Genomic DNA, 26,927 nt, shown 5'->3' on the forward strand with positions numbered 1-26,927 from the left:
CGTAAATCAAAGTCTGATAAAGGCTCACCGTTCTCAATCACAATTTCAGTTGTGTTGGTATACCATTTCCAGGTAGATGAACTGGAAGAGTACACGTGCTGAAGTGCAACAATCGCATAATTGCCATTGGGAACGTCATTGAAACTGTAATCACCATATTCACTACTCGTTGTATTGGCAACGAGCTCCATGTTATCATATTCTTCAGCCGATACCGCTGACACCGAAAGCGCCAGCAACAACATTATACTTATAGCTAATAAGCCACCTTTCTTCGTACGCATATTATCACCCGATGATATGCAGTGCATCCCGGCAAGGTTACCAGCCATTCCCCGGGATGTACCATCAATTTAATTAACACAATTTTAATTTCTCACATAACAAACATACTTGTTTTCATATGGAAAAAATAATTAGCCTCCTGTTTCATTGCCCGACTCGGGAACATAAATCACACGACCATCCGCCAGTTGGTAAGCCGTACCAAGAGCTTCCCCTGTTCCACCGCCTATTTGCTGAGTCATATTGAGAACCTCAATCTCTGCACCTTCTTTAACAATAATTTTCATATTTTCCTGACCGGGATTCTTAACGATTGTAATGTCCTCGGTAGGCGAAAGGAGTTCAGGAAGCTGGAAAGACATGACAAGTGCCACCAGAAGTGCTACTGAAAAAACCATTGCGATGTCGAAAAGATTTGCAACGCCGGTAAGCGGGTTCTGCTCATCTCCCTCGTACAGCAAGCCTTTTCGTCTGTTGTTGCCCCGACTCACTTTTTTACCTCCATGCAATCAAGGAGATAGTTGATGTCAGCCATGTCCTGCCAGTACCACCTTTTGCGCACCAGTGTCAGGACGTAACCCACAACACCCGCAAAAAGGCCGAGAACCGTTGTTGCAAAAGCAACCATTAAATTGTTGGCAAGCTGCAGGATGTTCCCTTCAGCCAGTCCAATAAGAGCAGGACCCAGAGGGATCAATGTTCCCATCAGGCCAATCATCGGGGCCACCGTAGAGAGAATCTTAGTATACTCAAGATTCTTCGTCATGCGGACTTCATATTCCTCGGAAAGCCAGTCAATTGAAGTTGAAACGTTTTCCCCCAGATGCCTTGCAGCATCCTTTGCGAAAGAAGTTACAAGATGATTCTGATTGATTTTATCAAGAGCAGATGATGCCGACCCATAATCAGAGTCGAAGATACTCTTCTCGACTTGTTTTCCAACCTGTTCAAGCTGTGCAACATTACGATGTCTTCTGGCATATTCGGAAATGAATTCCCCTATAAGTCCTAAAGAGAAAACAACTGCAAGTAAAAGGAGGATAACTACAGGATACAGTAAGGACGAAGATACTGTATACATTATCTGGAAAAGCGATGATTCAATTGCCATTTTTTAATTACTCCTAAAATCAAGATTGTGTTTTTAGCCTGTTTAAGCCAAATCCGATTGTAATTAGTAAAGCAAATCCCACAAAGGGAAACAGCTCAACTTCCGGCCCAACAAATTCCGGTAAACCCATCTGTTTTGTCTTCATGTACGCAGGAGCTATGATTGCACCAAGCATGTAGAAAATACCCAGGAAAGTCATGATATTGCCAAGGGTATCCGGGCCCTTTTCCAGCTTTCGAAGGGTTAGTGAGGAAACAATTACCGCTGCAAAAAAGACGATGCCTACAGCAAAGCCCAGAATTGCAGTACTTGTTTCAAGAGATGAACCCAGAAGCATAATAGATATGAAAAGAGCCGCAAGACAAACCGGACAGGGAATAGAAAGAAGTGCAAAAGTGCGATGGGAAACATCTTTTCCACTGTGCCAATTCTTGGAAGTATAAACACCTACACCTATGAGCAGCAGTGCCATTAAGGCATGAATTGCAATTCCCGCACTTGAGATTTCCATTAGGTAGGATATATCCACACGTGTCAGTATTATTCCTATTATAGTAGCCATTACCAGATAGCTGGATGCTATTAGCAGAATGTCCCTTTTATGAATCGTAGAACATCCACACCCTATACCCGCTTTAACTGCGAATACAAGAATGGAAATAAGGACCCCGATAACTTTGAGGGCAAGAATATCCATCGTTATACCTCATAAGACTGAAGTAGCAGATTTAAAAAGAAACAATCGTTCTTCGATGCTGGCTTATGCAAATTAAATTGAATATCTAAACGTTTTAGTTGTCCCATGATAACCACCTCATGCCACAATGTGGATCAAATAAGCAATTTAACTTGATCCATCCTAAAAAAAAGGTATATGGTACTTAAGAATTGGCAAATGGATTATACATGTAATCCGTCCGGATAACAAAATCCATCGAATGAAATAGCTCATTGAAATTGTAATCCACACAAAAGACTAATATCCAACCACATACTTTTTTGCAACAATGCACGAAGTAATTTGCCCGAAGTGCGGGAAAAACGCTGATAAATTATACAATAATGTATGTGATGAATGTTTCTTCAAGACATTCACACTTGCACAAATTGCTCCAGTGATGCATATCACTGTTTGCCCGAAATGCGACGCAATCCTTGAGCGTGGGCGATGGATTGATGGAAAGCAGATAGAAGATACTGCAATTGAGACTGCTGAAAAGGAACTTTTTATCCATGAACTGGCTGAAAATATTGAACTGAATGTTGAGCCGGTGAAAGTCAGCCCTTATATTTATCGTATCAAATTTTACATTAGTGCAGATATCAATGGAATGCCTGTCGAAGACGAGGTTGAAACGGAAATTCGCATTGAGCGTAACGCATGTGATACCTGTAGCCGTATTTCCGCAGGATATTTTGAAGGAATCCTTCAGCTAAGAGCTGCTGGCAGAAAAATTTCTGAGGAAGAAAAGAAGAAAGCAGGTTCTGTTATATACTCAAATCTTGATCGCCTTCAAAAGAAAGGAGACAAACTCGCTTTCCTCTCCAACTCACTTGACCTTAAAGAAGGCAGCGATTTCTATATCGGTTCAACTCACGCCACCCGGAATGTCTGCAAAGCCATCGTTTCGGAAATGGGAGGAAGCTTCACCGAGTCCCCCACTCTTTTCGGGATGAAAGACGGGAAAAATATCTACAGGGTCACCTTTTCGATGCGTCTGCCCCAGTACAGGAAAGGCGATGTGGTAAATCTTAATGGGAAAAATATCCAGATTAAAATCTCCGAAAAAGTTGTCAAAGGAATTGATCTGGTGACGGGTGACAGGGAGCTCATGACCCATGACGAGATTAGCGAAGCAAAATTCCTCGGCAACGAAAGGGATTCTGTCAAAGCAGTTCTCGTTGCTATCGAAGATGACACTGCCATGATCCTTGACCCGGAAACTTACCAGACCATCACAATCAAGAAACCCTATTTCCTTTCCGGTCAGGGAGGAAGTGAGATCCCCGTACTCAAAACTGAAGTCGGCATTATTCCCCTGCCATAAACGGAAAAGTTGCTTATGAAAAAGATTCTTGTTATTGGGTTTAGCAGTCGTAACATTGCAAGTTCAGCCCATCGGGCAGGCTACGAAGTCTACGCAATTGACGCTTTTTGTGATCAGGATCTGCAGGAACTTGCACAGGAATGCTACGAGCTCAGCGAAGAAGACGTGCGTGACATTGAGCCTGATAGAATATCAAAGGTTATCAGGAATTTCAATGTTGACTTTGATGCTGTAGTACTGGGATCCGGTTTTGAAACACTCGACAGGACTATTTTTGATTGCCCTGTCAGGAATAACGGCCTTGACTCGATAATGAGAGTATCCAATAAGAAGCAATTTGCTGATGAATTGAATGAAATCGGAATCCCACATCCCGAAACCTGGAACATAGGATCTCATCCTGAAATTAAAAAACCTATGATTCTGAAGCCAAAGACAGGGGGCGGAGGAGTTTTCAATCGTGTTGTAAACTCTGAAAATGAACTCGAAAATGCAATTGAAGAGCTTGGAAGCATCAACCCTAACCTGTCAAAAGAAAACTTGCTTCTTCAGCAATTCGTAACAGGAATTCCGGCAAGTGTCTCAGTCATCTCCACTGGTACAGAAGCCAGGGCAATAGCTGTAAACGAACAGCTTATCGGCATCCCATGGCTTACACGAATGCCTTTTGCATACTGTGGCAATATTACTCCTTTTGATACCCCATACAAGAATGAAATGATGGGAATATCCGAAAAACTCTGCACACACTTTGAACTGGTAGGCTCAAACGGAGTAGATTTCCTGATCACGGAAAAGGGTCCTATTGTCCTGGAAATAAACGCCCGTTTCCAGGGAAGTCTGGACAGCATTGAAATGGCAACCGGATTGAATCTATTTGAAACTCATATAAGATCCTTTGAAGGGATTCTTCCGGCGGAAATTACAGAAAATCGATTTGCTGCAAGAGCCATTATTTATGTTGACGGCCAGCCTTTGCAAGTTGGAGAAAGACCTGGAAAATGGGAAATTGTTACAAAGCTTGCCGACATCCCAAAAAGCAATCATATTGCAGAGCAGGATGAACCATTCTTGTCAATATTGGAAACGGGACAAAACAGGCAGGAACTTATGGAAAATCTACAGTCAGCCTGCCAAACTGTCCGAAACGATTCAAAGTTGAATAATTGATATTGGGACATCGATTTTATGCAATCGCAAATACGCTCTGCAAAACCATAACTATAAATACTAATCATAGCAAAAAGACAGAACTCGGTATTACTGATTGTTCTTTACTTATGAGGTGAGTGACTGTGATCGATTTAAATGACCCTGTTGTGCGCGGCTATTTACTCCAGCTTCTTGGAGAAGAAGGTATCAAGATAATAGAAAACATGCCTGAAGGTGAGGTCACTGATGAAGCGATCGCCGAAGCTACCGAGGTGCTTCTGAACATTGTGAGAAGAAACCTTTTCATTATGAATGAGAACAAACTTGCCGTCTGTCGTCGCGAAAGGGATTCAAGCAGCGGATGGCTTACGTACCTCTGGAAACTCGATCTTGATGATATCAACAACCAGCTTTCAAAAGAGCAGCGTAAGCTGATTAAGAACCTGCAGACCCGCCTTGATTTTGAAGAAGGAAATGTTTTTTACGTGTGTCCTGAAGGTCATATAAGGGTTCTTTTTAACGATGCAGCAGATCTGGAATTCCTCTGCCCCATGTGTGGGGAAGACCTTGAATTCAAGGATAACCAGATAATTGTTGATGCTCTCAAAAAACGATTGGAAGCGTTGGCCGAAAGCTAATCATGATCTCTTTTGATGATGCTCTGGAAATCCTTCGAAAAGAAGGAGCTGCCCAAAACGTAATAGAGCATTGCATCGAAGTCTCAAAAGTGTCAGTAGAGATTGCGGAGATATTACAATCCCGTGGAGACAAGGTTGATATTGAGCTTGTACGAGTCGGGGGGCTGCTGCATGATCTGGGACGCGCACGGATTCACGATATAAGTCATGCCCATGAAGGCACCCTTATGGCTAAAGAATTAGGACTTGATGAGCGGCTTGTAAAAATCATCAGAAACCATATCGGAGCCGGCCTTACAAAAGAAGATGCTAAGGAGCTGGGATTACCTGAAGAGGATTTTATCCCACGTTCCATTGAGGAAAAAATCGTAGCCCATGCAGATAATCTTGTGAAAGGTACAAGAAAGATAGGCATCGACAAAAGAGCCAGTATAATGAAGAAAAAGGGTGCAAGCCCTGAATCCATAAAACGTGTGCTTTCACTTGCCGATGAACTCGGTATTGCTAAACTCTGATAATTTGGAAATTTTTTCTTTCAACTGGCTTTTTAATTAAAAGGTCAGGATTTATTTTTGGTCTTACTGAGATCAGGTTTTAAGATGTGATAATCATCAAACCCAAGTCTCACAAAAACCATCAGACAGATCAAGACACCAAGAATAGTTGTTACAAAAATGGCAATCATTATTGTGATCTGGTATTTTATAGCAAGAATAGGGCTTGCACCAGCCAGAATTTGACCGGTCATCATCCCCGGAAGAAAAACAATCCCCATGGTAGCCATGTTTGCAAATGTGGGACGAAGCGCGGAATTCATGCTCTCACGGACATATGGCAACAGTGCCTCCTGTCGGGTTGCTCCAAGACCAAGGCGGTAAAGATAGCGATGCTCATTCGTACTGACCGACTTATAGAGATCATTTAATCCAACTATGTTTGCCCTCAGTGAATTTCCTGCAAGCATTCCGGCTATCGGAATCAAATAACGGGCCTCAAACAGGTTTTCAAGTTCAATTACAAATGCGTCGAAATAAAGAAGAACCAGAATATTGGACACTGAAAAAAGAATGAAAAGGGGACCAATAAAGGTCTTCACACGCAGATCCGCCGAATCAAGAATCGTATAGGACGCAAAGCAGAGCATTACAAAAACCCATATCAGATTGACAGCGGAGTTGTTGATGTCAAAAACAACTGTCAAAAGCATGCCAATCAGGAAAAGCTGAAAAGCCATTCTCGACATTGTTACGGTAATATACCTGATGACACCAAGCTTGAGATAATAGCTTACTGCAAATGAAATCAAAAGTAAGAGGCTGCAAAATACAAATCCCGTAACACCAATATTCTGGATTTCCATCTGTTAATATCTCCTGAACCCTTAAACTTTGTTTCCAACTTCCACAACCCTATCCACAATTTTTTCCCACTGGGGATCATGTGATACAATAAGAAGAGTTGAAGAGGGGTTTTTTGTGAAATACTCTGCCACTTTCTCTTTCATGTCAGAATCAAGCGAGGATGTCGGTTCATCCAGTAAGAAAACATTCCTGTCCAGAAGGATAGAAACTGCAAGAAGAAGACGTTGTTTTTCACCACCGGAAAGATCAGAAAAATCCTTATCTAAAACAGAATTATCAAGGCTGAACTCTGAAAGAATATCCGAGACAGATTGCTCATCCGCAGAAACAGATACGGATGAAAAAGAAAAAATGTTGTTGATGAAATCCCTGATATTCCCTTCTGCAACATCAGCATTTTGAGGAACATAGGAAATATTCGTCCTGACATTTCCAACAATCAAAGGACTCAGGGGTTTTCCGTTGAAAAACACATTTCCTGAATCGGGTTTTGAATACCCCATCAAATAGCTGAAAAGAGTGGATTTGCCACACCCGGATTTCCCTTTGAGAAGAATTTTTTCTCCTTCAAAAACCGAGAGATTAAAATCCTCAAGCACTTTTTTTCCAGAATAAGAAACTGAAATTGATTCAAACTGGATTAATTCCTGACCCATGTATCCACCATTCAAACTACCATCAAATTGGAATATAGCTATATTAAAGCTATTACCCAATAGAATATATAGAAAAACACAATCTATTGGGCTCTTTGTGACTCGATAAGAAGGATAATCAAACTCTTACCTGAAGCAACCAAAAAAAGATTTCTTAGCGTTTGCAGGTTTTTATTGTCATTTTGTACCTGATAGTTCCTTTTTCAAAACCGAATACAAAGGGATATACTTCAACGCCCTTGTCCAGTACGTCATAGAAGGTGTTGTAAAAAGCAGGATCTATTTTTTCATTCGGAGAAAAACATTTGGCTTCCTCGCGGAAAATCAGTATGAAAATCGCTGCCCTGTCACCGTTATTAACTGCTTCACCCAACTCCTCAAGATGCCTCTTTCCGCGAAGGGTGGGAGCATCCGGGAAAAGTGCGTTTTCATTTTCTGCCAATGTGCAGCCCTTGACTTCAATCCACCATTTTTCCCCGTTTTTTTCTGCCAGAAAATCAATCCGGCTTTTCCCGAGGTTTTGTTCAGCAGCAAGAGAATCTATTTCTCCAAGCGGGGATATATTTGGTTTGGAAAAAATCCATTCTGCAATTTTCCTGTGATAAGCGGAATTTATCAGAACCCAGTTTTCACCGATGCGACCCGCAATGACATCCCAACCGGTCTTACGATTTGGATTGCTGGCTTTTTTCAACAAAAGATGGTTTCCGGGATAGAGAATATCTTCAAGTCTCCCCGGATCATGAACATGGACGGGAACTTCTTCGAGACCTGCGACCGGGATGTCTACTATTGCAAGAAAACGATTCGGACGTTCCAGAAGAACAGCTTCGACGTCCCATCCAATTTCAAGAACATCCATCGATCTCAGTGATTTGGCCATTAACGAAAGACCGGGGCAATGTGACTTATAATTAACTTCGAAACATCATTCCTTTGAAACATAGCCACCAAGCATTGCTCCAAGGGTTCCGAGAATGCCGGTAAAAACCACCCCAAGAAGAACGAAGGTTACTCCCACAAAGGCGATGATTCCGGGCAACCATTCGCTGGCGAAACTTGGACCAAGCAGCGCGAGAAGAGCTACAAACGGTATTGCAAACAGCACTGTCATTAAGAGACCGACTTTCAATCCTTCACCCGCTGTTTTTGTTTCCAGGTAAGCACCTGCGAATCCCCCGATAAAAGCCGCAATTACGTTCACATACGGAACAAGATAAAGAACAATAGTAATCAACATTGAGATTACTGCACCTTTTACAATACCCATTTTAACCTGCCTCTTTACAAGGATTACTCATATCAAATAATAAACTTTTCCGGAAATAAAGAAACCCGGATATCTGAAAGTGAAAATCATATTTCCCGAGCAGCTGATGATTTTGACTGCTACTGCTTTAATTCAAAAACAACATCACGTTTACACCGTTAACACTTAAATAGAAAGAGGAACGAGTTATCTAAAGGCAGATAACATTCTGCTCTTCCCAAAGCATATTTGGGCAATATATCATACAACCACCTCTTGTGGATCCCGGATTTTCCGGGGTTCACAAAACCTCAAATACTCTTCTTTTAATATAGCAGCTTGAGATGCAGCGTAGTAACTACAGGCTTCACGTTTATCATGCAAACCAGTGCAATCCGAAAAAGTGCACCGGAAAACGTCTGAAAAAGTTTGAACTGGCACGTATTCATGAGAAAGTGAATTCCATTCCAAAATATTCCATATTACTGGATCCTTTTGCCGAGAAAGCCATCTCAAAGGAAGATATGGATACCAGGGACATTGTAGTGCTGGATTGCTCGTGGGAAACAGTCGAAGAAGTCTTCCCGATGTTGCTTAAAAGAAACTTTAAGCATCGTGCACTTCCCTATCTTGTTGCTGCAAATCCCGTAAATTTTGGAAGACCGTTCAAGCTGAATTCAGCGGAAGCTTTTGCCGCTGCCCTCTACATCATGGATGCCCGGGAGCAGGCAGAAGAAATTCTTTCCAAATTCAAATGGGGACCTACTTTCCTGGAACTAAACCACGAACCCCTTGAGGATTATGCTTCTGCAAAAAACAGCCATGAGGTTGTAGAAATGCAGAAGAGCTATATGTAATCAAATCTGATTTTTTTCGCATGAAACCTCATATAGGAGTTATCGGAGCGGGAAAATGCAGTGAGGAGATCTCAATTCTTGCAGAGGAAGTCGGCAGGGAAATTGCAAGAAGTGGAGGAATCTTGCTTTGTGGTGGCCTCGGAGGAGTTATGGAAGCTGCATCAAGGGGATGCAATAAAGAAGGTGGGACTGTAGTCGGAATACTTCCGACGGACAAACCAACGGACGCAAACGATTACGTTGAGGTTGTAATAACCACTTCAATGGGACACGGAAGAAATGCAATAATTGCGCAGTCTGCTGATGTGCTTATTGCAGTTGCAGGGGAATATGGTACATTGTCGGAAATTGCACTTTCACTTGCAATGGGAAAGAAAGTTGTCTGCCTGAAATCACAATGGAATATTGAGGGAACTTATCCAGTGGACACTCCTGAAAAGGCTGTTGAAAAAGCTTTTTCATTCATATGATAATAATTGGCACAATAAGTTTATATGAAATGATATTTGTCACTCAAGTGCTTTTAAAACAAAAATTACGGGTTTTCAATGCATTTAATAATTGCCGAGAAGCACATTGCTGCAAAAAGAATAGCGTCTATCCTATGTCCCGGGAAGCCGGACAACAAGCGTGTTAACGGTATTGATACATATCAGTTTGATGATGGTGACGAAAAAGTCATCATGGGATTAAGCGGACATATAGTCCAGGTTGATTTTCCCCGTGCGTACAATAACTGGCAGGAAGTGGATGCCGGAGAACTTGTCGATGCTGATATTATTACCACGCCAACTCACACAAGAATAGTCGGTGCCTTGAAAAAGCTGGGAAGGGAAGCTTCTAAAGTTACCATCGCTACTGACTACGATCGTGAAGGGGAGCTTATCGGTGTGGAAGCTCTTGATATCGTCAAGGAAGTTAATCCTGACATTGAATTTGACAGGGTTGTTTACAGTGCAATTACAAAATCCTCAATTGAAGAAGCGTTTGCAAACCCTTTAAAAATTGATTTTAATCTCGCAGACGCAGGCCACTCAAGGCAGGTAATCGATCTTGTGTGGGGTGCAGCCCTCACACGCTACATTTCCCTTGCAGCTATGCGCCTTGGGAAATCATTCCTTTCAGTGGGAAGAGTACAATCCCCAACCCTTGCGCTTATTGTGGACAGGGAAAAAGAGCGTGATGTGTTCGTTCCACAACCCTACTGGGAAATCTATGCAACCCTCAAAAAAGACGGGGAACTTTTCACCACAAAACATTCCACTGCACGATTCTGGGACAAGGATGAAGCTGAAGCGGCCTTTGGAAAAATCGGGAAGGAAGCTGTTGTTTCACTGGTTGAAACCGGGTCAAAGAAGGACCAGCCTCCAACTCCATTTAATACAACTGAATTTATCAGGGCAGCGAACTCCATAGGCTTTTCACCTGCAAATGCCATGAGAGTCGCTGAATCACTCTACACTAACGGTTTTATTTCATACCCTAGGACTGACAATACCGTATACCCGAAATCAATTGATCTCAGGGCACAAATCGAGATGTTCAGCAAAGGGGCTTTCAGTAGATATGCTACGAAGTTACTTGCTAAAAAGGAGCTCACACCCACAAGGGGCAAAAAAGAGACCACTGACCACCCTCCAATCTTCCCGGCCTCTGTTGCCAGCAAATCCAAGCTCAAAGAAGATGAATGGAAGGTTTACGAGCTGGTTGTAAGAAGGTTCTTTGCTACTTTTGCCGAACCTGCCGTCTGGGAAACAATCAAAGCTCGCTTTGATGTCAACGGCGAGGAATTCAGGGCAAACGGCGCACGTCTTATCGAAGAAGGATGGCGCTGGTACTACCATTACAATGCACCTGAAGACAGGTTGCTTCCAAAACTTGCCGAGGGTGAAACACTTCCGATTTCAGGAAAGGAAATGCTGGACAAGGAAACAATGCCCCCGGGAAGATACGGACAGGGTCGTCTCATTAAGATAATGGAAGATCTCGGACTCGGAACAAAGGCAACACGCCACGAAATCATCAGCAAGTTGTATTCACGTTCCTACGTGCATGGAAATCCGCTTCAGCCAACACAAACCGCTTATGCTGTCGTTGAAGCCCTTGAAAAATATGCTCCAACAATCACTAAGCATGACATGACGAGCAAACTTGAAGAAGACATGGATCGCATTGCGGAAGGCAATGTCAGTGAAGACGAAGTCCTTCTGGAATCAAGAACCATGCTTAATTCTGTTTTTGATGAGCTGAAAGAAAATCAGGAAAACATCTCCGAAGCATTAAGGGAGGGACTGCGCAAAGATAAGATCATAGGCGAATGTCCTGAATGCGGTTCTGAATTAATGGTGAGGAGATCTAAGAGAGGTTCAAGGTTTATCGGCTGCAACGGGTATCCTGATTGCACATTCTCGCTGCCTCTCCCTAAGAGCGGCAATATTCTCGTAACTGACAAGCAGTGCGAAGAACATGGCCTGTACCACATTAAAATTAATACCGGGAAGCGCAGGGCCTGGGATCTGGGATGCGTTTATTGCAATTATATTGAATGGAAAGCTTCCTCTAAAGAAGAGAAAAAGGCAGAAGATAAACCTAAAACTATCAATGATATCCCCGGAGTCGGGAAGGTTACTGCTGAAAAATTAAACTCTGCCGGAATCAACACCGTTGAAGAACTTATCAAAGAGGATCCAAGGGAACTTGCAAAAAATACCAACTTACCTATTGGCAAAATTATAAAATGGCAAGAGATCATAACTTAATGGGGAGGTTACTCAAATGCAACTTGATTTTAAAGGGGGAAGCGGAGAGGTAGGAAGATCCGCAGTCCTGGTAAATGAAGAGATTTTGCTTGACTACGGAATCAAACCCGGAGATTATCCGGAATATCCTTTAAATGGCATTTTCCCGAAGACAGTAATGGTTTCACATGGTCACCTTGATCACTGTGGAGCAGTTGCGAACCTGATGGATCTGCATCCAGAAGTATTCATGTCGCCCATGACTTCCAGATTTGCACAGATTCTGGGAAAGGATACTCTGAAGATTTCAGAAGATCGTGGCATTCCCACTCCTTATGATGAGCGGGATTTGCAGGTTATGGCCCAGAGAACGAGGCTCATAGACGCAGGAGAGAGCTTCAGAACCCACGGGTATGATGCACAGTTCTATGATGCGGGTCATATACCCGGTGCCTGTGGTATTTATCTTGAGGAACCTGATGGCAAGAGTCTTTTCTACACAGGAGATATCAGCACCACAGACACAAGGCTTGTGGGTGGAGCTAAAGAATTTCCTGAAGCTGATACACTGATTATTGAAAGTACCTATTATTCAGTTGATCACCCTCCAAGAAGAGAAACTGAAGAAAGATTCATAGATTCCCTTTATGACACCCTTGATATTGGCGGAACTGTCCTGATTCCTGCTTTTGCAATCGGCAGGACGCAGGAAATTATGTTGTTGCTCCAGTCCGAAGGCATTCCTGCCTATGTTGACGGAATGGGTGTCAGGATGTTTAAAGAAATGATGGAACACCCTGATTCGATACGGAACCCAAAGGAGCTGGGCCGGGCTTTTGAAAACGCCACAATGGTTACCGGAGCAAAAAGAAAGCAGGTAGAACTTGAGAATTCTGTAATTGTTACCACAGCAGGAATGTTGAACGGCGGACCTATTCTCTACTATCTGGAAAAACTCTACGACAACCCGAAAACCAAAATAATGCTTACAGGGTATCAGGTTGAAGGCACAAACGGCAGGCTCGCCATTGAGAAGGGAATGATTGAAAATAACGACCGTGTTATGCACCTGAAGCCAAAGATTGAGCAGTATGACTTTTCAGCACACTGCGGAGAGAAGGAACTGAAAGGAATTGTAAATCATTTCTGCCGCAATGGAACTGAAACCGTGATTGCCATGCATGGAGACGGGCAGAGTACAAAGGATTTCGCAGAATGGGCTGCTGAGACTCACGGAGTTGAAGCATACGCACCCGAAAACAGTGAAACTTACATCGTGGATTAATCCACGATGCTTATTCCCTCTTTTTTAAGATCCTGACTTGTATTGATGTTTACAAGGAATCTGAGATCCGGATCTATTTTACTGATTTCAGATATGTCCACGGCAACAACGTCATCAAGCTTGAAAACCGGCGCAAGGATGAAGTTTTTTCCTTCAGCAAGACATTTTTCAATTTCCGGGATCATGGATCTTGCACGATAAACAGCATAGATTGACTGGAAGCGTCCGTCGGATTTGCGAATAAGGGCAGCGTCATGTCCCTGTGCAGCCTTGAAAAGATGTTCAACTACGTCCAGATTGACAAAGGGCATGTCGCAGGCTGTGACAAAAACATAGTCATTGCTGCTTGCCTTAAAACCTTCAAGAATTCCGGCGAGTGGCCCCTTGCCCTTGAAACTGTCAAATACAACCTTCGAGTCCTGAAGCAATGGAGAGAGCAAAGCCCTCTGATCCTCATCCCGCAGTGAAAATATTATCTCGGAACTGACCGCTTTCAGGGAATCCGTGATGACTGTCAACAGCGGAGTTTCATCCAGAAGCAGGAGAGCCTTCTCCCGATTCTCCAGCCTCTCCGCTTTTCCACCTGCAAGGATGAGGGATGTTAATTGCATGTGCTTGCTCCTTTGTACTTCCGGGTTTAAATATTTCTGCCAGCTGAAAAAGAGCACAAAGAAAAAATTAAACGTAGAGACAACTTATCTGAAACCATGATACTGAACCACGAGAAAAACGAAATGGAAACAGTGGCAGCACTTATCCTCGCAGCCGCCCGCACCGCACCCAAAGCAAAAGGTATCGATGACATCGTTACGGCTTTTGCAGAAGCCGAAGATCGGGAGAAATTAGCAGCCAAAATGGAAGAGCTTGCAGACCTGAAGGGAGAGAAGTTTGCTTTCCTCAAAAGGGATGCAGGAAATGTCAGGCAGGCAGATGCCCTGCTTGTAATCGGTGTCAAGAGCTCGGGCATCGAAGGCTTAAACTGCGGAGCCTGTGGATATGCCGAGTGCAGCGAGCTGGCAGCACAGGATAAACTCACCTACGATTACAACGGACCCATCTGTGCATTCAAGCATATCGATCTCGGAATTGCCCTGGGAGCTGCCGCAGCAAAAGCCAAGGATCTCTGCATCGATAACCGCCTGATGTACACGGTCGGGATAGCTGCAAAACAGGCAGGTCTGATTGATGCTGATGTTGCAATAGGAATGCCGTTGAGTATCAGCGGGAAGAATCCGTTTTTTGATCGGAAGTAAGGTTTAGTTTTTTATAAGGATATACTTAGGGGAGTGATTAGATGACAGATGTAACAGTTAATTCAACAATATGCGATTTTGTGCATGAAATCCACGGAGAACTCAAAGACGGAAAAATAATAGTTGATATCGAATCCCCCTGTGAAAAGATCCAACAAATGTCACATATGGAGATTCCAATGATGGAAATTCTTGATATCAAAGAGAATTATGTCATGGAAAAGGCAAAGGAAGCTAAATGTTCTTCTAACTGTCTGGTACCTTGTGGTATTCTCAATCTATGCAGAGTAGAAGCTGGATTTTTGGCAAAATCCCTGGCTGAAAAGGCAGGAAGTATGAGCATTGAGTTCAAGTAAGCTTTGAAAAGAATACCACTTTACTGAAAAAAAGGAAGGGGAGCATAAGGGTGACAGCAATATGATTGAAATAAAAGAAACGTTTGAAATGTCGAAAGAAAGCATTATTTCACTTTATCAAGCCAACCAGTGGTCTTCCGCCCAAAAACCCGAGCAACTCTACAGAGCATTAATGAATTCACACTCCCTGGTATCTGCATGGGATGGAGAGAAATTAGTAGGATTGGCCAACGCGATTTCAGATGGCCATTTAGTGGTATACTATCCACATCTTTTGGTTTTACCTGAATATCAAAGAAGTGGGATTGGAAAACAATTGATGGATGTAATGTCGAAAAAGTACAGTGGTTTCCATCAACAAATGCTAACATCCGATGTTAATTCTGTGGATTTTTATAAGGCCTGTGGTTTTGAGAGAGCCGGAAAAACCGTCCCCATGTGGATTTACGACGGTGATGAACACTAATTTCTGATGATTTTTCAGAGATTGTGACGTCAACACTCTGGATGACTCACAAAACACAAAATTGAAACATAATGATAAAATATATACCAGTGTTTCACCATACTATTTTCTAAGTATGGTGAATTTACAATGCTAACTACGTCAAGAGGATCACAGCCAACTCCTTCTTACAGAAGAATGATGGTATTTGTCGATGGAGAAAATCTTGTCTTTAATTACCAGAGTTCACTAAAAAATGGAAGGAGACCTACTCCATCTGTTCAACATGAACAAGACGTCTTTGTTTGGAATATTAATTCAGTGATCAATCCACAGCTCCATGAAATTATCAGAGCGAACTATTATACTTATTTTACAGGGTCTGATGAGACCTACGAAGTGATAGTAGACAAAATCAAGAATTTGGCATATATGAAACCCGATAAGTCTCGCCTCCCAAACAACCTTTACCCAGTGGTTTTTAAAAAGCCAAAGAAATCAGCGCAAAGTAAAGGCGTAGACATCCAAATGACTGTAGATATCTTGTCTCAAGTATACAATAACAACATTGATACTGTTTATTTATTTGCAGGTGATGGAGATTATTTACCAATAATCAAAGAAGCAATTCGGATGGGAAAACAAGTATATCTGGCAGCTTTTTCACATGGGTTGAACAAAAAGTTGGTCAACAAAGTAGATCAATTCCATTTACTAGATAACATATACTTTGAACCGATTCCCCAAGATGAGTGAAAGGAATGGATGATTTAGATGGTTGATCCAAACTGGCTACCTTCTGCTATAATGCAAACTGTAGGTGCATTATATGGCATATTTATTGCTTTTTTTGTCTTGGTTCTTCAAAGTATTAACAAATACGAGATTTCTGGATCTTACAAAATATCTGTGAAAGCATTTGATGAAAAAATTGACTCTTTTAAAGGCCTTTTCTTAATACTCACTCTTATTGTTTTCATTACTGAGATCTATAATGCGTCACTAGTTTACTTTGTGTCAGATGGGATATATGCTAGCTTTGATTATCTTTTGTTATATTCTGTTTTTAGTTTCACAGTTTCTTTGTTATATATTTTGGGTTTTTCCTACTACTTAACTTCATTCTTAATTTCGCTTGTCAAAAAAACACCGGATATCCACGTCGAGAATGTTTCATTTTTTGAGAAAGTCAACCGCTATGATTTCATTGCAATTCTTATTTGGATGACCATATTTGTTGCAATAGCCATTCTTCTTGTCTTTCTACATGAAAAGCAAGGATTCTCATATGTCCAAACTCTTCTAGTAGGCATCTTGTTGCTAGTCGTCTCCTATACAATAATTAAATTGATGGGGAAAAAGAAAGATGAATGATTTATTTGAGCGATATAAAAAATGGGTTGATGGTGGGCATGCACTTTCTGAAATTGAACCATTTATGGTTCCTGTTGTCCACGGAATTGGCCAAATAGATCGCAAACTGATTTTTAATGATACAATGTATTGTGAATTGATAGCAAAAACAGGTTCAACGGGTTCTACAGATGAAGAAAATATGGAGTACAATGAACATATCATGATTTCATATTTATGGGTACTTGGGGCCTACGAAATAGTACGTTCAATAGATCAACGCGTGGATAAAAATCGTGGTGGAGATCCAGAGTTGCTGGATGAAGATTTGAATGCAAGGGTAAAAAAAGTAAAAAAGAATTTTGAACGAATCAGAATCCCTCTTGCAAAATTCGAACCAGCAAGATCACACGAAGATACTGATGCACCGATTGCATATCCCTATACTCATATGGATTTAGGATTTGCGTGGAGAGTTTCACAGGACACTTTTATCTCCAGAAGGGAACTTTCAAATGATCTATTGGAGTTATTGGTTGCAATTCGCGACCGCAATGTAATAGATACAAAATAATTCCGACTGGTTTTTTGTTCTCACAAACTCGTCTCTCGCATATACTCCACAGACTGCTTCACAAGCTCCCGTAGCACATCCTGATCCACATCTTCCAGCTTTTTGATATACAGACAGGACTTGCCGGTAGTATATTTGCCGAGCTTGCCCAGAAGCTCATCATACTGGTCGAAACCGGGCATGATGTAGAGCGTCAGGTTTTGCTTGCGCGGGGAGAAGCCGACCATCATCCAGTCTCCCGTGCGTCCGCTGGCGTACTTGTACGTATAACTGCCAAAACCAACGATGCTGTCTCCCCACATGACAGGTTCCTCACCTGTCACTTCCTGCATCATTTTCACGATTTCAAGGGAATCATTGCGCTTCTTCTCATTCTCCACGCCGTTGAGAAAATCCTCGACACTCGCATCATTCTTTCTGGTTTTCAGTTCTGCCATTTCCAAACCCCGCCTATTTTTTGAACTACTTATTATTTCATATGAGGGGAAAAGTATATAGGGATTCGGCCAATTTTATAAAAACACTACAAGCTACCTGGGGTATTTTATTTTATAGGCTACCGTCAACGAAAAATTGACAAAAAAATCTATCAGACCCGGAATTCAGTTCCCTATTTTATTCCAGAATTTGGATTTAAAAGATAGATACAATCTTCAAGCCGAAACTTGGCCAGTGGTATTTTAATGGAAAAAAACAGCAAAAAGCAGAAAGAAATAGCATCGAAAATTGATCCTGAAGAAGTTTTAACTAAATGGAAAGACTGGAATTGGCAGCTTAAACATTCAATTCAGGATATTGAAACCTTCGAAAAACTGCTTGGAATCAAATTTGAGCCTGCAGAAAAAAAGAAGGTCGAAAAAACATTGGAATTATTCCCATTATCTATTACACCGTATTATCTCTCCCTCATCGAGGCCGATGATTTCAGAAATGATCCGATTTATCTGCAATCATTCCCCTCACCTGACGAACTTATTGTATTATCGGATGAACTTGAAGATCCGCTTTCTGAAGACAAGGATAGTCCTGTTGAAGGGATTACCCACAGGTATCCTGACAGGGTACTATTCCATATCAGCAATGTATGCTCCATGTATTGCCGCCACTGCACCCGCAAAAGAAAAGTTGGAGACATCGACTACATACCCGGAAAAGAGAAAATAATCAAGGGCATCGAGTATATCAGGAATACCCCGCAGGTCAGGGATGTTTTGCTATCCGGCGGTGACCCTTTGATGCTACCGAACGAATACCTTGATTGGATACTCTCAGAGATAAGCCAGATTCCACATGTTGAAGTTATACGTATAGGCAGCAGGATGCCTGTAGTACTCCCATACAGGATTACGGATGAACTGGTGGGAATTCTGAAAAAATACCATCCTATCTGGCTAAATACCCATTTCAATCATCCCCGGGAAGTCACTGCCTCTTCAAGAGAAGCTCTCAGGAAACTCGCAGATGCCGGAATACCCTTAGGAAATCAAACGGTACTGCTCGCAGGAGTAAACGATTGTCCGAGAATTATAAAAAAGCTGCTTCATAAATTGGTTCAAAATCGGGTGCGACCTTACTATTTGTATCAATGTGATCTTTCAGAAGGCCTGTCACATTTCAGGACACCGGTGGGAAAAGGCATAGAAATAATGGAAAACCTGATAGGCCATACAAGCGGGTTTGCGGTTCCTACCTATGTCATCGATGCTCCCCATGGAGGAGGAAAAATACCGGTAATGCCAAATTATATTGTATCATGGTCCACAAATCGTGTGATTCTGCGTAACTATGAAGGCATCATTACCAGTTACAAAGAACCGGATTCATACACACAGACATATTGTGACCGGAAATGCAATGATTGTCACCTGCAGCTTAAACTGGATGATGCAACCGAGTATAAAGGAACCGGAATTGCAAAACTGCTTGCAGACTACGACGATACTACAAGCCTTGTCCCAAAAAACACTGAAAGAATGGAGAGAAGGACTTGATGGATACTATTGAAAAAATAGGCAATTCTGTTATCCAGCACGGCAAGTATAACGATCGGGTCTATCTTATGAAATTAGATCCTTCAGATATACCTTCAATCATGGATAAAATGGACTTCCTTGCCGAGCAAAAGCACTATTCTAAGATATTCACAAAAGTACCGGAATCATTCAAAAAACTGTTTTGCAAACGAGGATATATTTGTGAAGCGTCAATACCGAAATACTATGACGGAATAAAAGATGCAGTTGTTATGAGCAAGTTTCTTGATCCTGAAAGAAGCATTAACAGACTGAATGAAATGCATAAAAACGTTATAGAGACGGCTCTGTCAAAAGAAGAGATTTCACATTCCAGTCTTCCATCCGGATATTCTATAAAGAAATGTACGCAAGAGGATATTGAGAATATGGCGGATGTCTATCAGGAAACGTTTGAAACATATCCGTTTCCCATACATGATCAGGATTATCTGCGAAAAACAATGGAAGAGAATATAATTTATTTCGGTGTTTTCAAAGATGGGAAAATCGTTGCACTCTCATCGGCTGAAATAGATTATGAACACTCAAATGTGGAAATGACAGATTTTGCTACTTTGTCCGATTTTCGTGGAAAGGGGCTGTCTTCACAATTGCTCATAAGCATGGATAAAGAGATGAAAATATTAGGCATCAAGACTGCGTATACCATTGCAAGAGCGAGTTCCGACGGAATGAATATCGTTTTTGCAAAATGTGGATATGATTATTGTGGCAGACTGATTAATAATACCAATATATCAGGCGATATTGAAAGTATGAATATCTGGTATCGCTGCCTTTAACCTTTTTGGAGGTTTTTCAAACGATCCCACGCCGCCTCTCACTACGGTATTCATCCACAAGATGGTGAAGTTCCTCTTCCTCCTTTTTGTGCCTACGCTCTGCTGCAGACTCTTCCCACTTTGCTATTGCTGCGTCTAAATCGTCTGGGGCCACAACAGCAAAATCACCTACAACCTTGACTTCCAGCTTATGCAACAGAGGCACATTCCTCTCAAAAAACACTTTTTCCGCAGCATGTGCCACACTGTCTGGAACAAGAACTGCCCGAACCTCAAAATCCGCAAGAGTAGTAGCTGTGACAGCACTTCCCCCACTTGGGTCTCTCAGGAAAACAACATCCCCTTTCTTAAGGCCGTAAAGACTTGAAATGTGCTTTATGGCTTCAGCGGTAAATGAAGAAATAACCTTTATCGGGATACCTTCTCCGGTGCTCTCCAGCTTTTTTATCTGCTTGAGCTTTTTGGTAAGCTGCCTGGATTTAAGGAGATTCTTCTTTGACCTCTTAAGATCCTTTTTCAGCCGGGCAATATGCTCATTTCTGATACGGATTTCCTTGTCCCGCTGGATGGTTTCATAACTTGCTTCACGCATCTTCTTTATCTTCTTCTCAAGATTGCGGATTTTTTCATCCTTTGACTCAATGTCAGCCTTGAGTTCACCAATATATTCCTGCAATTCCTCCAGTTCCTCAATTTTCTTCTTCAGGTTTTCAGCAAGATTACGGATTTCCCCTTCATCCCTGCGTGATTCAACAGACTCCGAAACCGGGGTGTGCCGAACAACATCCTCATTTCTGACCTGTTCTATAGCGTCACCTATCGACAAACCCTGAATTACTTTTAGCTTGACTTTGATCTTGTCAACATCTGTAGGAGTTTTTCGGTCAACTTTCAAAAGCAGAGTCTTGTACTTCTTATATGCAGAAACGGCTGCTGTCAGGGAATCCCGCTCATGATCATTGGAATAATCATATGGACGTCCCATTGCGATTTTCTCTTCCGCCGGAATTTCGGCACCCGGGGAATATGCAATCGCGTTAAAACTTCTCCTGACACGCTCAACCGCATCAGGCATCGGATAAACGTCAGTGGCCACAACCGCAGGCTTCCCGTAATCTGCAATAAGTTTCACAACTTCATCAAACGATATTCCGCGAGAGCTGCCTGAATACAGGAGTTCCCCTTCAAGGGAGAGAATGGCAATTCCAACCGTAGTCCCTGGATCAATGCCGACAATCGTAGGCATCCTGCCGGAACTTTTAAGCTTTCTGTAACGGATCTTATCCCCTACAACACTGGTCACTTTTACCTGCACATCAGAACCCGAATAAGAGGACACAGGTACAGAAGATCTTCTGGCATAAACAATAAACTCGCAGCGGACATACCCCCCAAAACCTTCCACTGCCTTAGTAGTAAATGTGAAATTTCGCTCCTTAGAAGCCCGTTTCAGGGTGGCTTCGATTTCCCGGCTCTTCACCTTAACAGCACCATGGACTTTCCGACGATACCTGTTCTGGCTCCACCCACCGCGACCAAGGGAACGGGAACGACTCACTTTTATCCGGGTAACATCCTCGAAAAGCAAGACTTCACATCCCACACCCATATCAGCGAGCCGGGCGCAGGCTTCAGCCTCCTCAATCGGGTCTTTGGGATCAAAATTCAATCCATTCTTATGGGCAAGATGCAAAAGTCCTTCCTGCTTTATTCCACCGGTTACCTGCACAAGCTTGACGTCCGAAGGAAGCCCGTCAAGAATGTGAACAAGAGTTTTCTTGTCAGGAGCCAGCTCAAAAATATTATCAACGGCTATTATAGAAGGAACATCTTGTCTTACCATCCGCAGTATCCTGTGCAGGCTGATCATAGTGTGATATGTAACAGAATCATTGTCAAGTATCACTAAAGCGTAACGTGCAGCCTGCTTGGAGCGTGATGAGCCCCGCGCAATATCAATCCCATAAATGACACGACTTTTCATGCTCATCTATTATATCCGGACTTCATTCCCGGAGGTTAAATCATCATATATCGCATTGGCATCTGTCTGAATGCCGTACTTCTTTTCAAAATGTGTAAGAATGTTGGAAATATCCCTGAGGAGCAGATCCTTTGCATGAGGATGAGCAGGTGTTACATACTGTGGCCAGTCAATAAGCTGAACTCCCTCTGTGCTCACAAATATGTTATATTCACTCAAATCCGAATGTATAATGCCTTCTCCATAAGCATTCGCTACCTGCTGGAGAATTTCATTCAGGTAATGTAGAGGATCGCCCAGGCGGGTTTTAGCGAGGATAGAACCGCTGGCAACTTCCATAACAATAGCATGGCGGTTGCAATCAATAGGCTTTGGAATAGAAACCTTCGGAGACAATTTTTTCATAATTTCATATTCCCTCTGGGCGGCAAGCCTTGCAGCATAAATCCAGGAGAAATGTTCCTTCCCCTCCAGATGACTTCGGGCTCGTTTTACCGACTTGAAGCTGGTCTGCCCTTCCCTGTGAAACTTAACAATCGCAGGCTCATAATCACCTATGGCAAGCTCTGGCTCACGAATAGCCTCGTGTACAACAGATTCCTTACCTACTCCGATTTCATCCCCAATAGCACATATGACGTTGCGTTTTACAAACGCATTCAGAGCTAAAGCATCATAACCTTCAAAATAAATCCGGTACCCGTCATAAGGAGTATGAGTAGCTATCACAAAGTTATAGTGCCGGAGTTTCCTGAGTTTATATTCAAGGTCTCCGTAGCTAAAACCTGTAAAAGAAAGAAGATCTTCTACAGGAACCCATTCATGGGTTCGCATACCAAGCTCAATACCATTGAGTATTCTAAAATCTTTTTTGTCAAGCTCCTTAAAGACCTTGACCACATCACTGATCATAGTAATCTGCAATTACAGCTTCTGTTTAGAAATGTTTTTTGGAAAAAGCAAGAACATCTGAATTAACATTGCTGCTTCCGTGCTTCTTCAACTTCATCTATTATATCAGGATATTCGCGGAATACTGACAATATATCCAGGGCTGCAACAAGATCCACAACGCCGATTGCACCTACTACATCCCCGTTAAGTGTCTTTATTGGAGAAACAACAACTGCCTTACCTCTGTATACACCTTCAGTTGGAACCTTTCGAATTGTCTCATGAGTCTTCAGGACTTCTTCCAGAACCGGACCAGAATACTCCCAATCCACTACCTCACCGCGTTCCATCCTTATTCCGACATTATTCAGACTTCGAATTGTAACAGGTAAACCCAATAAAGAGTGAACTGCTTCTGCTATCGGCTCCAGTTCCTGTGCCCTTGAGTCTTCACATATCTTAAAGCATATCATAAATTCCACCTCTTGAGTATTATTGGACTCAAGAAAATATAGTCCTTGCCCATAATGAGATATTATTGCCCTCGCACATATTTTCGTGTGGAATATGCAGCAACTGCACCATCGGCGGCAGCAGTTATTACCTGGTAAAGAGGCGCTTTCCGGCAATCACCGGCAGCAAACAGGCCTGGCACGGAAGTTTCCATTGCCTCATTAGCCATAATAAAGCCCTGATCGTTCTTCTTCACATCCACAAAATCCGTGTTCGGCACTACGCCAACATAAATAAAAACGCCATCAATAGGAATCCTGGAATTTTCCCCTGTTACAACATTCTTTAAATTCACACCATCAACAAGTTGTTCTCCGGAGATTTCTTCAACAACAGTATTCCAGATGAAATCAATATTTTCCCTCGAAAAAGCACGCTCCTGAAGAATTTGTGACGCACGAAGCGTATCCCTTCGATGAATAACAGTAACCTGTTTTGCAATATCAGACAATACAAGTGCATCCGTGATTGCAGATTCTCCTCCTCCGATAACAGCAATTTCCTTACCAGAGAAAAAAGGACCGTCACAGGTTGCACAGTAAGAAACACCCCTTCCGGTGAATTCCGATTCACCTGGGACACCTAGCAATTTCGGAGCAGCTCCAGTAGCAATTATTACTGCTTTAGAGGTGATGCGGTCTGAATCCGTAACTGTTTCAAAACCGTCATCTGTAACAACAACTTCAGAAACAGAGGCTGCTTCCATAGAAACACCCATATCTTTGGCATGGTCAACGAATCTCTCCATCAGTTCAATTCCGGAAATATCCTGAAACCCCGGATAGTTTTCCACAAGCTTGGCCGAAGAGATCTGTCCGCCTACAGGAAGTGTATCAATAAGCAAAACATCAAGACCATATCGTACAGCATAAATGGCTGCAGTTAATCCAGCAGGCCCTGCACCCACAATAACAAGATCATGCAACTTGAATTACCCCATTAAAATTATGTAATTTTAGAAATTGCTTCATTCTTATCCGGAATGCCAACAAAAACCACATCATTATCGATTATTGTAGTTGGAACCCCCATTACACCAAGTTCCTCAACAAATTGTTGCCCTTCATCCGATTCAACGTCCACTTCCCGATAATCAAATTCATATTCTCCCTTCAAATCCTGCCAGAGTTTCTTGGCCTTCGGACAATTATGGCACCAGCCAGCGTATAAAAGAACAACAGACGTCATAGCATTCCTCCCAATTAAGAATACACTATAACAGTATTTCAAATTAATCATGAAGAAGAAAAGTGAAAACAAAAAAGGAAAAGAGAAGGATAGGGGAATCCTATCCAAATTTTAAACATCATTAGTTGAGGGAAATCCTCTTGTCAACACCGTATGATGTTGGAGTAATGAAACCAACGGTAAGTGGGCTTCCTACTTCTGGATTAAACGAAAGTTGCACATTTGTCCTTGGATCGAGTGAAAGACCTGAAACTTCTGCAGATGTGGCAGCTGTTCCATCAACATCGGTCATCTGGGCACTCAGTGAAGAAACTCTAATGAGAATCAAATCTCCCTGATTCATAACAGGGCTGGTTGCTGTGAAAGAAGAGTCTGCATCACGAATTGCAGTTGCTGTGAAAGAACTATCAGAATCACCGAGCAGTGCAGCAACAGTACCAGTCTGGTTATAGGTCAGTGTGTTACTGGTGGTACCATCACCTATGGTGACTACAAGCTGGCTAAGATCCATTGGTTCACCGCCAGCACTTACAGCAAGCTGAATTTCAATCATATCAACGTAGCTAGAGAGGCTTCCTGAAGAGTTACCACGGATACCTACTACACCCTCCAGACCAAAGTTTGAAGAGACTTCTGCTGTTGCTTGTTCACCTGTAGACTGTGCTTTCTCCTGGAGTACACCAGAAGTCTGGATAAGGACTGCTGCAGCAACAGCTGCTACCAATACCATAGCAATGAATATAATAAGGGTACCGATACCAACTTGACCGCTGGTGTCCTTTTTTAGCATAAATTTTGTGTTTGCTTTCATCCTTTTTTATCCTCCTGCTTGTCAGAGTCCTCATAGACCCTGTCTGAAGAGTCATGAGACTTATAATGATGATAATGAGGTGCTAGTATATATACTTATTGTTGGAAAATTCAAACAACAAACAAACCAATATTAACTATTAAAGTAAAGTTAGAAAAATCGCTTATATGGAGGAATCATAATCAGTCTCGAACTTGGACTCAATCTGATAATCTGCATCTCAATTAGTATTGCAGCACTTGCATTCGCAATTGAACTATATATCAAGCGTGAAAAAGGTCAACCAAAAAGCCTGCCGTCCCTCTATGCGCTTGTGTTTTTCTGGGCAGTGGTATCTATAATATACATTTTAACCAGTTTGAGAGTACTAAGTTCATGGAATGGATATTATGCAATTGATCTACAGTTGTTTAAAGGAACCGTCTTCGCATTCACCATACTTTCAGTACCGATAGCGTTCCTGATAACCTATGTATTAACCGGGAAAAGCAGGTATAGTAGTTTGATAGCTTCATTTTTCTTCATATTTGGAAGCCTTTACGCAAATGATATCTTCAAAAAAGGATTTGCAAATCCTGAAATTTCAGAATGGGGAACAATCTATGCATTTGGAAGCGAATTGTCAACATACATCTATATTTTCGGACTTTTCGTCATCCCAACGGCAATGATCCTCGGAATACTGGCAGTGACAATTCTCAGGAAAATGCCAAAGAGGAAGCGTTACCACATCACTTTTAGCCTACTTGCAATTTCATTTGTTCTGGATTTTGTACTTGTAGATCTTATTTCTACAAACCCTGGAGTACAGATAGGAGCACGGATTTTCATACTTATTGGAACAACACTTGGATATCTGGCCCATTTTACACCAATGAAAATTGAGCGAACTCTTGGGATTCAGGATTCTATTGACATAGATGACTATGATGAAGAGTATGACACGGAATTCTTGATCGAAGACGAGGTCCCAAAAAATGATTGATATAGATGTCGACTTCGAATCCAGAGTTGCAGAGTTCTACCAATCACTGGGAGTTAATCAGGGACCCGGAGATGTCCAATACAGGATAATACTTCGCGTAATGGAACAAAACGAAGGAAGAATAGTTGAATTCTCAGAAATCAGGAGATATACTGACAAATTTGCAGATAAGGGAAGCATCGGAAGCAAAATGAAAAATGTATTCCAGTTTGCAGGCCTTGTTAAGAAAGTGAAAAGAGGCGGCTACATAATCACAGACAAAGGAATGATAGCAGCCGATTTCCTAGAAAGCAGCACTAGCTATTACAACAAGTCCAGAAAGCTTGTTGAAATGATGGAAAGGTTGCCTTAACGTAACCTATAAATAGACAAA

Annotated in this window: 34 protein-coding genes; 18 read left to right on the forward strand and 16 right to left on the reverse strand. The window is 42.1% G+C overall.

Annotated elements, in window-relative coordinates; translation table 11 throughout:
• The 4 genes from J2755_RS10510 to J2755_RS10525 all read right to left on the reverse strand — a co-directional run.
• A partial coding sequence (locus J2755_RS10510) for a hypothetical protein (RefSeq protein WP_209683437.1) occupies nucleotides 1–284 on the reverse strand: 284 nt, incomplete at its 3' end.
• A 132-nt stretch (nucleotides 285–416) separates the two neighbouring features.
• Entirely contained in the window at nucleotides 417–776 is a 360-nt protein-coding gene (locus tag J2755_RS10515) for a DUF2149 domain-containing protein (RefSeq protein ID WP_209683441.1), read from the reverse strand.
• On the reverse strand, nucleotides 773–1,396 hold the full coding sequence (locus J2755_RS10520; protein ID WP_209683444.1) for a MotA/TolQ/ExbB proton channel family protein: 624 nt from the start codon (nucleotides 1,394–1,396) through the stop codon (nucleotides 773–775). The genes J2755_RS10515 and J2755_RS10520 overlap by 4 nt, the downstream gene beginning before the upstream one ends.
• Before the next feature lie 19 nt (nucleotides 1,397–1,415).
• Complete coding sequence (locus J2755_RS10525; RefSeq protein WP_209683447.1) at nucleotides 1,416–2,093, reverse strand: DUF2162 domain-containing protein; 678 nt, start codon at nucleotides 2,091–2,093, stop codon at nucleotides 1,416–1,418.
• A 310-nt stretch (nucleotides 2,094–2,403) separates the two neighbouring features.
• On the opposite strand from J2755_RS10525, the gene J2755_RS10530 reads away from it, so the two are divergent.
• From J2755_RS10530 to J2755_RS10545, 4 genes are all read left to right on the forward strand, one after another.
• Nucleotides 2,404–3,444, forward strand: coding sequence for a 60S ribosomal export protein NMD3 (locus tag J2755_RS10530; RefSeq protein ID WP_209683450.1), 1,041 nt, complete (start codon nucleotides 2,404–2,406; stop codon nucleotides 3,442–3,444).
• 15 nt (nucleotides 3,445–3,459) lie between these two features.
• A complete protein-coding gene (locus J2755_RS10535) occupies nucleotides 3,460–4,614 on the forward strand; it encodes an ATP-grasp domain-containing protein (RefSeq protein ID WP_209683453.1) in 1,155 nt (384 codons plus the stop codon).
• Between the two features lie 125 nt (nucleotides 4,615–4,739).
• On the forward strand, nucleotides 4,740–5,234 hold the full coding sequence (locus J2755_RS10540; RefSeq protein WP_209683456.1) for a transcription factor: 495 nt from the start codon (nucleotides 4,740–4,742) through the stop codon (nucleotides 5,232–5,234).
• Between the two features lie 2 nt (nucleotides 5,235–5,236).
• Nucleotides 5,237–5,749 carry an HDIG domain-containing metalloprotein gene (locus J2755_RS10545; protein ID WP_209683459.1) on the forward strand — a complete coding sequence of 171 codons (513 nt, stop codon included), beginning with the start codon at nucleotides 5,237–5,239 and terminating at the stop codon, nucleotides 5,747–5,749.
• A 44-nt stretch (nucleotides 5,750–5,793) separates the two neighbouring features.
• On the opposite strand, the gene J2755_RS10550 is transcribed toward J2755_RS10545, so the two are convergent.
• The 4 genes from J2755_RS10550 to J2755_RS10565 all read right to left on the reverse strand — a co-directional run bounded on the left by J2755_RS10550 (nucleotide 5,794) and on the right by J2755_RS10565 (nucleotide 8,521).
• Complete coding sequence (locus J2755_RS10550) at nucleotides 5,794–6,594, reverse strand: ABC transporter permease (RefSeq protein ID WP_209683462.1); 801 nt, start codon at nucleotides 6,592–6,594, stop codon at nucleotides 5,794–5,796.
• A gap of 21 nt (nucleotides 6,595–6,615) precedes the next feature.
• Nucleotides 6,616–7,251 (reverse strand): ABC transporter ATP-binding protein, encoded by a 636-nt coding sequence (locus J2755_RS10555; protein ID WP_209683465.1) that lies wholly within the window; start codon nucleotides 7,249–7,251, stop codon nucleotides 6,616–6,618.
• Nucleotides 7,252–7,405: 154 nt separating this feature from the next.
• A complete protein-coding gene (sfsA, locus tag J2755_RS10560) occupies nucleotides 7,406–8,134 on the reverse strand; it encodes a DNA/RNA nuclease SfsA (protein WP_209683468.1) in 729 nt (242 codons plus the stop codon).
• 45 nt (nucleotides 8,135–8,179) lie between these two features.
• Nucleotides 8,180–8,521 carry a DUF5518 domain-containing protein gene (locus J2755_RS10565; RefSeq protein WP_209683471.1) on the reverse strand — a complete coding sequence of 114 codons (342 nt, stop codon included), beginning with the start codon at nucleotides 8,519–8,521 and terminating at the stop codon, nucleotides 8,180–8,182.
• 323 nt (nucleotides 8,522–8,844) lie between these two features.
• Here J2755_RS10565 and J2755_RS10570 point away from each other — a divergent pair, with 323 nt between their 5' ends.
• The 4 genes from J2755_RS10570 (at nucleotide 8,845) to J2755_RS10585 (ending at nucleotide 13,380) form a co-directional block, all read left to right on the forward strand.
• Nucleotides 8,845–9,357: a DUF367 family protein gene (locus tag J2755_RS10570; RefSeq protein ID WP_209683474.1), complete on the forward strand. Its 513-nt coding sequence runs from the start codon at nucleotides 8,845–8,847 to the stop codon at nucleotides 9,355–9,357.
• Between the two features lie 20 nt (nucleotides 9,358–9,377).
• Complete coding sequence (locus tag J2755_RS10575; RefSeq protein WP_209683477.1) at nucleotides 9,378–9,827, forward strand: TIGR00725 family protein; 450 nt, start codon at nucleotides 9,378–9,380, stop codon at nucleotides 9,825–9,827.
• A gap of 78 nt (nucleotides 9,828–9,905) precedes the next feature.
• Nucleotides 9,906–12,116 (forward strand): DNA topoisomerase I, encoded by a 2,211-nt coding sequence (locus J2755_RS10580; RefSeq protein ID WP_209683480.1) that lies wholly within the window; start codon nucleotides 9,906–9,908, stop codon nucleotides 12,114–12,116.
• Nucleotides 12,117–12,132: 16 nt separating this feature from the next.
• Entirely contained in the window at nucleotides 12,133–13,380 is a 1,248-nt protein-coding gene (locus J2755_RS10585; RefSeq protein WP_209683483.1) for an MBL fold metallo-hydrolase, read from the forward strand.
• Here the strand turns inward: J2755_RS10585 and J2755_RS10590 are convergent.
• Nucleotides 13,377–13,991, reverse strand: a complete 615-nt coding sequence (locus J2755_RS10590) for a molybdenum cofactor guanylyltransferase (protein WP_209683486.1) — start codon at nucleotides 13,989–13,991, stop codon at nucleotides 13,377–13,379. The two genes, J2755_RS10585 and J2755_RS10590, sit on opposite strands and share 4 nt — an antisense overlap.
• A 96-nt stretch (nucleotides 13,992–14,087) precedes the next feature.
• On the opposite strand from J2755_RS10590, the gene J2755_RS10595 reads away from it, so the two are divergent.
• From J2755_RS10595 to J2755_RS10620, 6 genes are all read left to right on the forward strand, one after another.
• Complete coding sequence (locus J2755_RS10595; protein ID WP_209683489.1) at nucleotides 14,088–14,633, forward strand: ferredoxin domain-containing protein; 546 nt, start codon at nucleotides 14,088–14,090, stop codon at nucleotides 14,631–14,633.
• A 41-nt stretch (nucleotides 14,634–14,674) separates the two neighbouring features.
• Nucleotides 14,675–14,989, forward strand: a complete 315-nt coding sequence (locus J2755_RS10600; RefSeq protein ID WP_209683492.1) for a DUF6951 family protein — start codon at nucleotides 14,675–14,677, stop codon at nucleotides 14,987–14,989.
• Between the two features lie 61 nt (nucleotides 14,990–15,050).
• A complete protein-coding gene (locus tag J2755_RS10605) occupies nucleotides 15,051–15,455 on the forward strand; it encodes a GNAT family N-acetyltransferase (RefSeq protein WP_209683495.1) in 405 nt (134 codons plus the stop codon).
• Between the two features lie 129 nt (nucleotides 15,456–15,584).
• Nucleotides 15,585–16,190 (forward strand): NYN domain-containing protein, encoded by a 606-nt coding sequence (locus tag J2755_RS10610; protein WP_209683498.1) that lies wholly within the window; start codon nucleotides 15,585–15,587, stop codon nucleotides 16,188–16,190.
• An 18-nt stretch (nucleotides 16,191–16,208) separates the two neighbouring features.
• A complete protein-coding gene (locus J2755_RS10615) occupies nucleotides 16,209–16,808 on the forward strand; it encodes a hypothetical protein (protein WP_209683501.1) in 600 nt (199 codons plus the stop codon).
• Nucleotides 16,801–17,361: a hypothetical protein gene (locus J2755_RS10620; protein WP_209683504.1), complete on the forward strand. Its 561-nt coding sequence runs from the start codon at nucleotides 16,801–16,803 to the stop codon at nucleotides 17,359–17,361. The genes J2755_RS10615 and J2755_RS10620 overlap by 8 nt, the downstream gene beginning before the upstream one ends.
• 20 nt (nucleotides 17,362–17,381) lie before the next feature.
• Here J2755_RS10620 and J2755_RS10625 read toward each other — a convergent pair whose 3' ends face one another.
• On the reverse strand, nucleotides 17,382–17,798 hold the full coding sequence (locus J2755_RS10625) for a DUF1801 domain-containing protein (RefSeq protein ID WP_209683506.1): 417 nt from the start codon (nucleotides 17,796–17,798) through the stop codon (nucleotides 17,382–17,384).
• Nucleotides 17,799–18,044: 246 nt separating this feature from the next.
• Between J2755_RS10625 and kamA the strand changes: the two genes are divergently transcribed.
• Both kamA and ablB read left to right on the forward strand, forming a co-directional pair.
• Complete coding sequence (gene kamA, locus J2755_RS10630) at nucleotides 18,045–19,352, forward strand: lysine 2,3-aminomutase (RefSeq protein WP_209683508.1); 1,308 nt, start codon at nucleotides 18,045–18,047, stop codon at nucleotides 19,350–19,352.
• Nucleotides 19,352–20,179, forward strand: coding sequence for a putative beta-lysine N-acetyltransferase (gene ablB, locus J2755_RS10635; protein WP_245312950.1), 828 nt, complete (start codon nucleotides 19,352–19,354; stop codon nucleotides 20,177–20,179). Before kamA ends, ablB begins: the two co-directional genes overlap by 1 nt.
• A 16-nt stretch (nucleotides 20,180–20,195) precedes the next feature.
• Here the strand turns inward: ablB and J2755_RS10640 are convergent, their stop codons facing one another.
• From J2755_RS10640 to J2755_RS10665, 6 genes are all read right to left on the reverse strand, one after another.
• On the reverse strand, nucleotides 20,196–22,169 hold the full coding sequence (locus J2755_RS10640) for a DUF460 domain-containing protein (protein ID WP_342591088.1): 1,974 nt from the start codon (nucleotides 22,167–22,169) through the stop codon (nucleotides 20,196–20,198).
• A 3-nt stretch (nucleotides 22,170–22,172) separates the two neighbouring features.
• Nucleotides 22,173–23,075, reverse strand: coding sequence for a serine/threonine-protein kinase RIO2 (locus tag J2755_RS10645; protein WP_209683512.1), 903 nt, complete (start codon nucleotides 23,073–23,075; stop codon nucleotides 22,173–22,175).
• 62 nt (nucleotides 23,076–23,137) lie between these two features.
• On the reverse strand, nucleotides 23,138–23,530 hold the full coding sequence (locus J2755_RS10650) for a DUF2111 domain-containing protein (RefSeq protein ID WP_209683514.1): 393 nt from the start codon (nucleotides 23,528–23,530) through the stop codon (nucleotides 23,138–23,140).
• A 62-nt stretch (nucleotides 23,531–23,592) separates the two neighbouring features.
• Entirely contained in the window at nucleotides 23,593–24,495 is a 903-nt protein-coding gene (trxB, locus tag J2755_RS10655) for a thioredoxin-disulfide reductase (RefSeq protein WP_209683516.1), read from the reverse strand.
• 20 nt (nucleotides 24,496–24,515) lie between these two features.
• Entirely contained in the window at nucleotides 24,516–24,758 is a 243-nt protein-coding gene (locus J2755_RS10660; protein ID WP_209683519.1) for a glutaredoxin family protein, read from the reverse strand.
• Between the two features lie 121 nt (nucleotides 24,759–24,879).
• Complete coding sequence (locus tag J2755_RS10665) at nucleotides 24,880–25,569, reverse strand: archaellin/type IV pilin N-terminal domain-containing protein (RefSeq protein ID WP_209683521.1); 690 nt, start codon at nucleotides 25,567–25,569, stop codon at nucleotides 24,880–24,882.
• Nucleotides 25,570–25,927: 358 nt separating this feature from the next.
• Between J2755_RS10665 and J2755_RS10670 the strand changes: the two genes are divergently transcribed.
• Both J2755_RS10670 and J2755_RS10675 read left to right on the forward strand, forming a co-directional pair.
• Complete coding sequence (locus tag J2755_RS10670) at nucleotides 25,928–26,554, forward strand: hypothetical protein (RefSeq protein ID WP_209683522.1); 627 nt, start codon at nucleotides 25,928–25,930, stop codon at nucleotides 26,552–26,554.
• Nucleotides 26,547–26,906, forward strand: coding sequence for a hypothetical protein (locus J2755_RS10675; protein WP_209683524.1), 360 nt, complete (start codon nucleotides 26,547–26,549; stop codon nucleotides 26,904–26,906). The genes J2755_RS10670 and J2755_RS10675 overlap by 8 nt, the downstream gene beginning before the upstream one ends.
• The last annotated feature ends 21 nt before the right edge of the window (nucleotides 26,907–26,927 follow it).

It is taken from the genome of Methanohalophilus levihalophilus (genome assembly GCF_017874375.1).
Classification (GTDB): Archaea; Halobacteriota; Methanosarcinia; order Methanosarcinales; family Methanosarcinaceae; genus Methanohalophilus; species Methanohalophilus levihalophilus.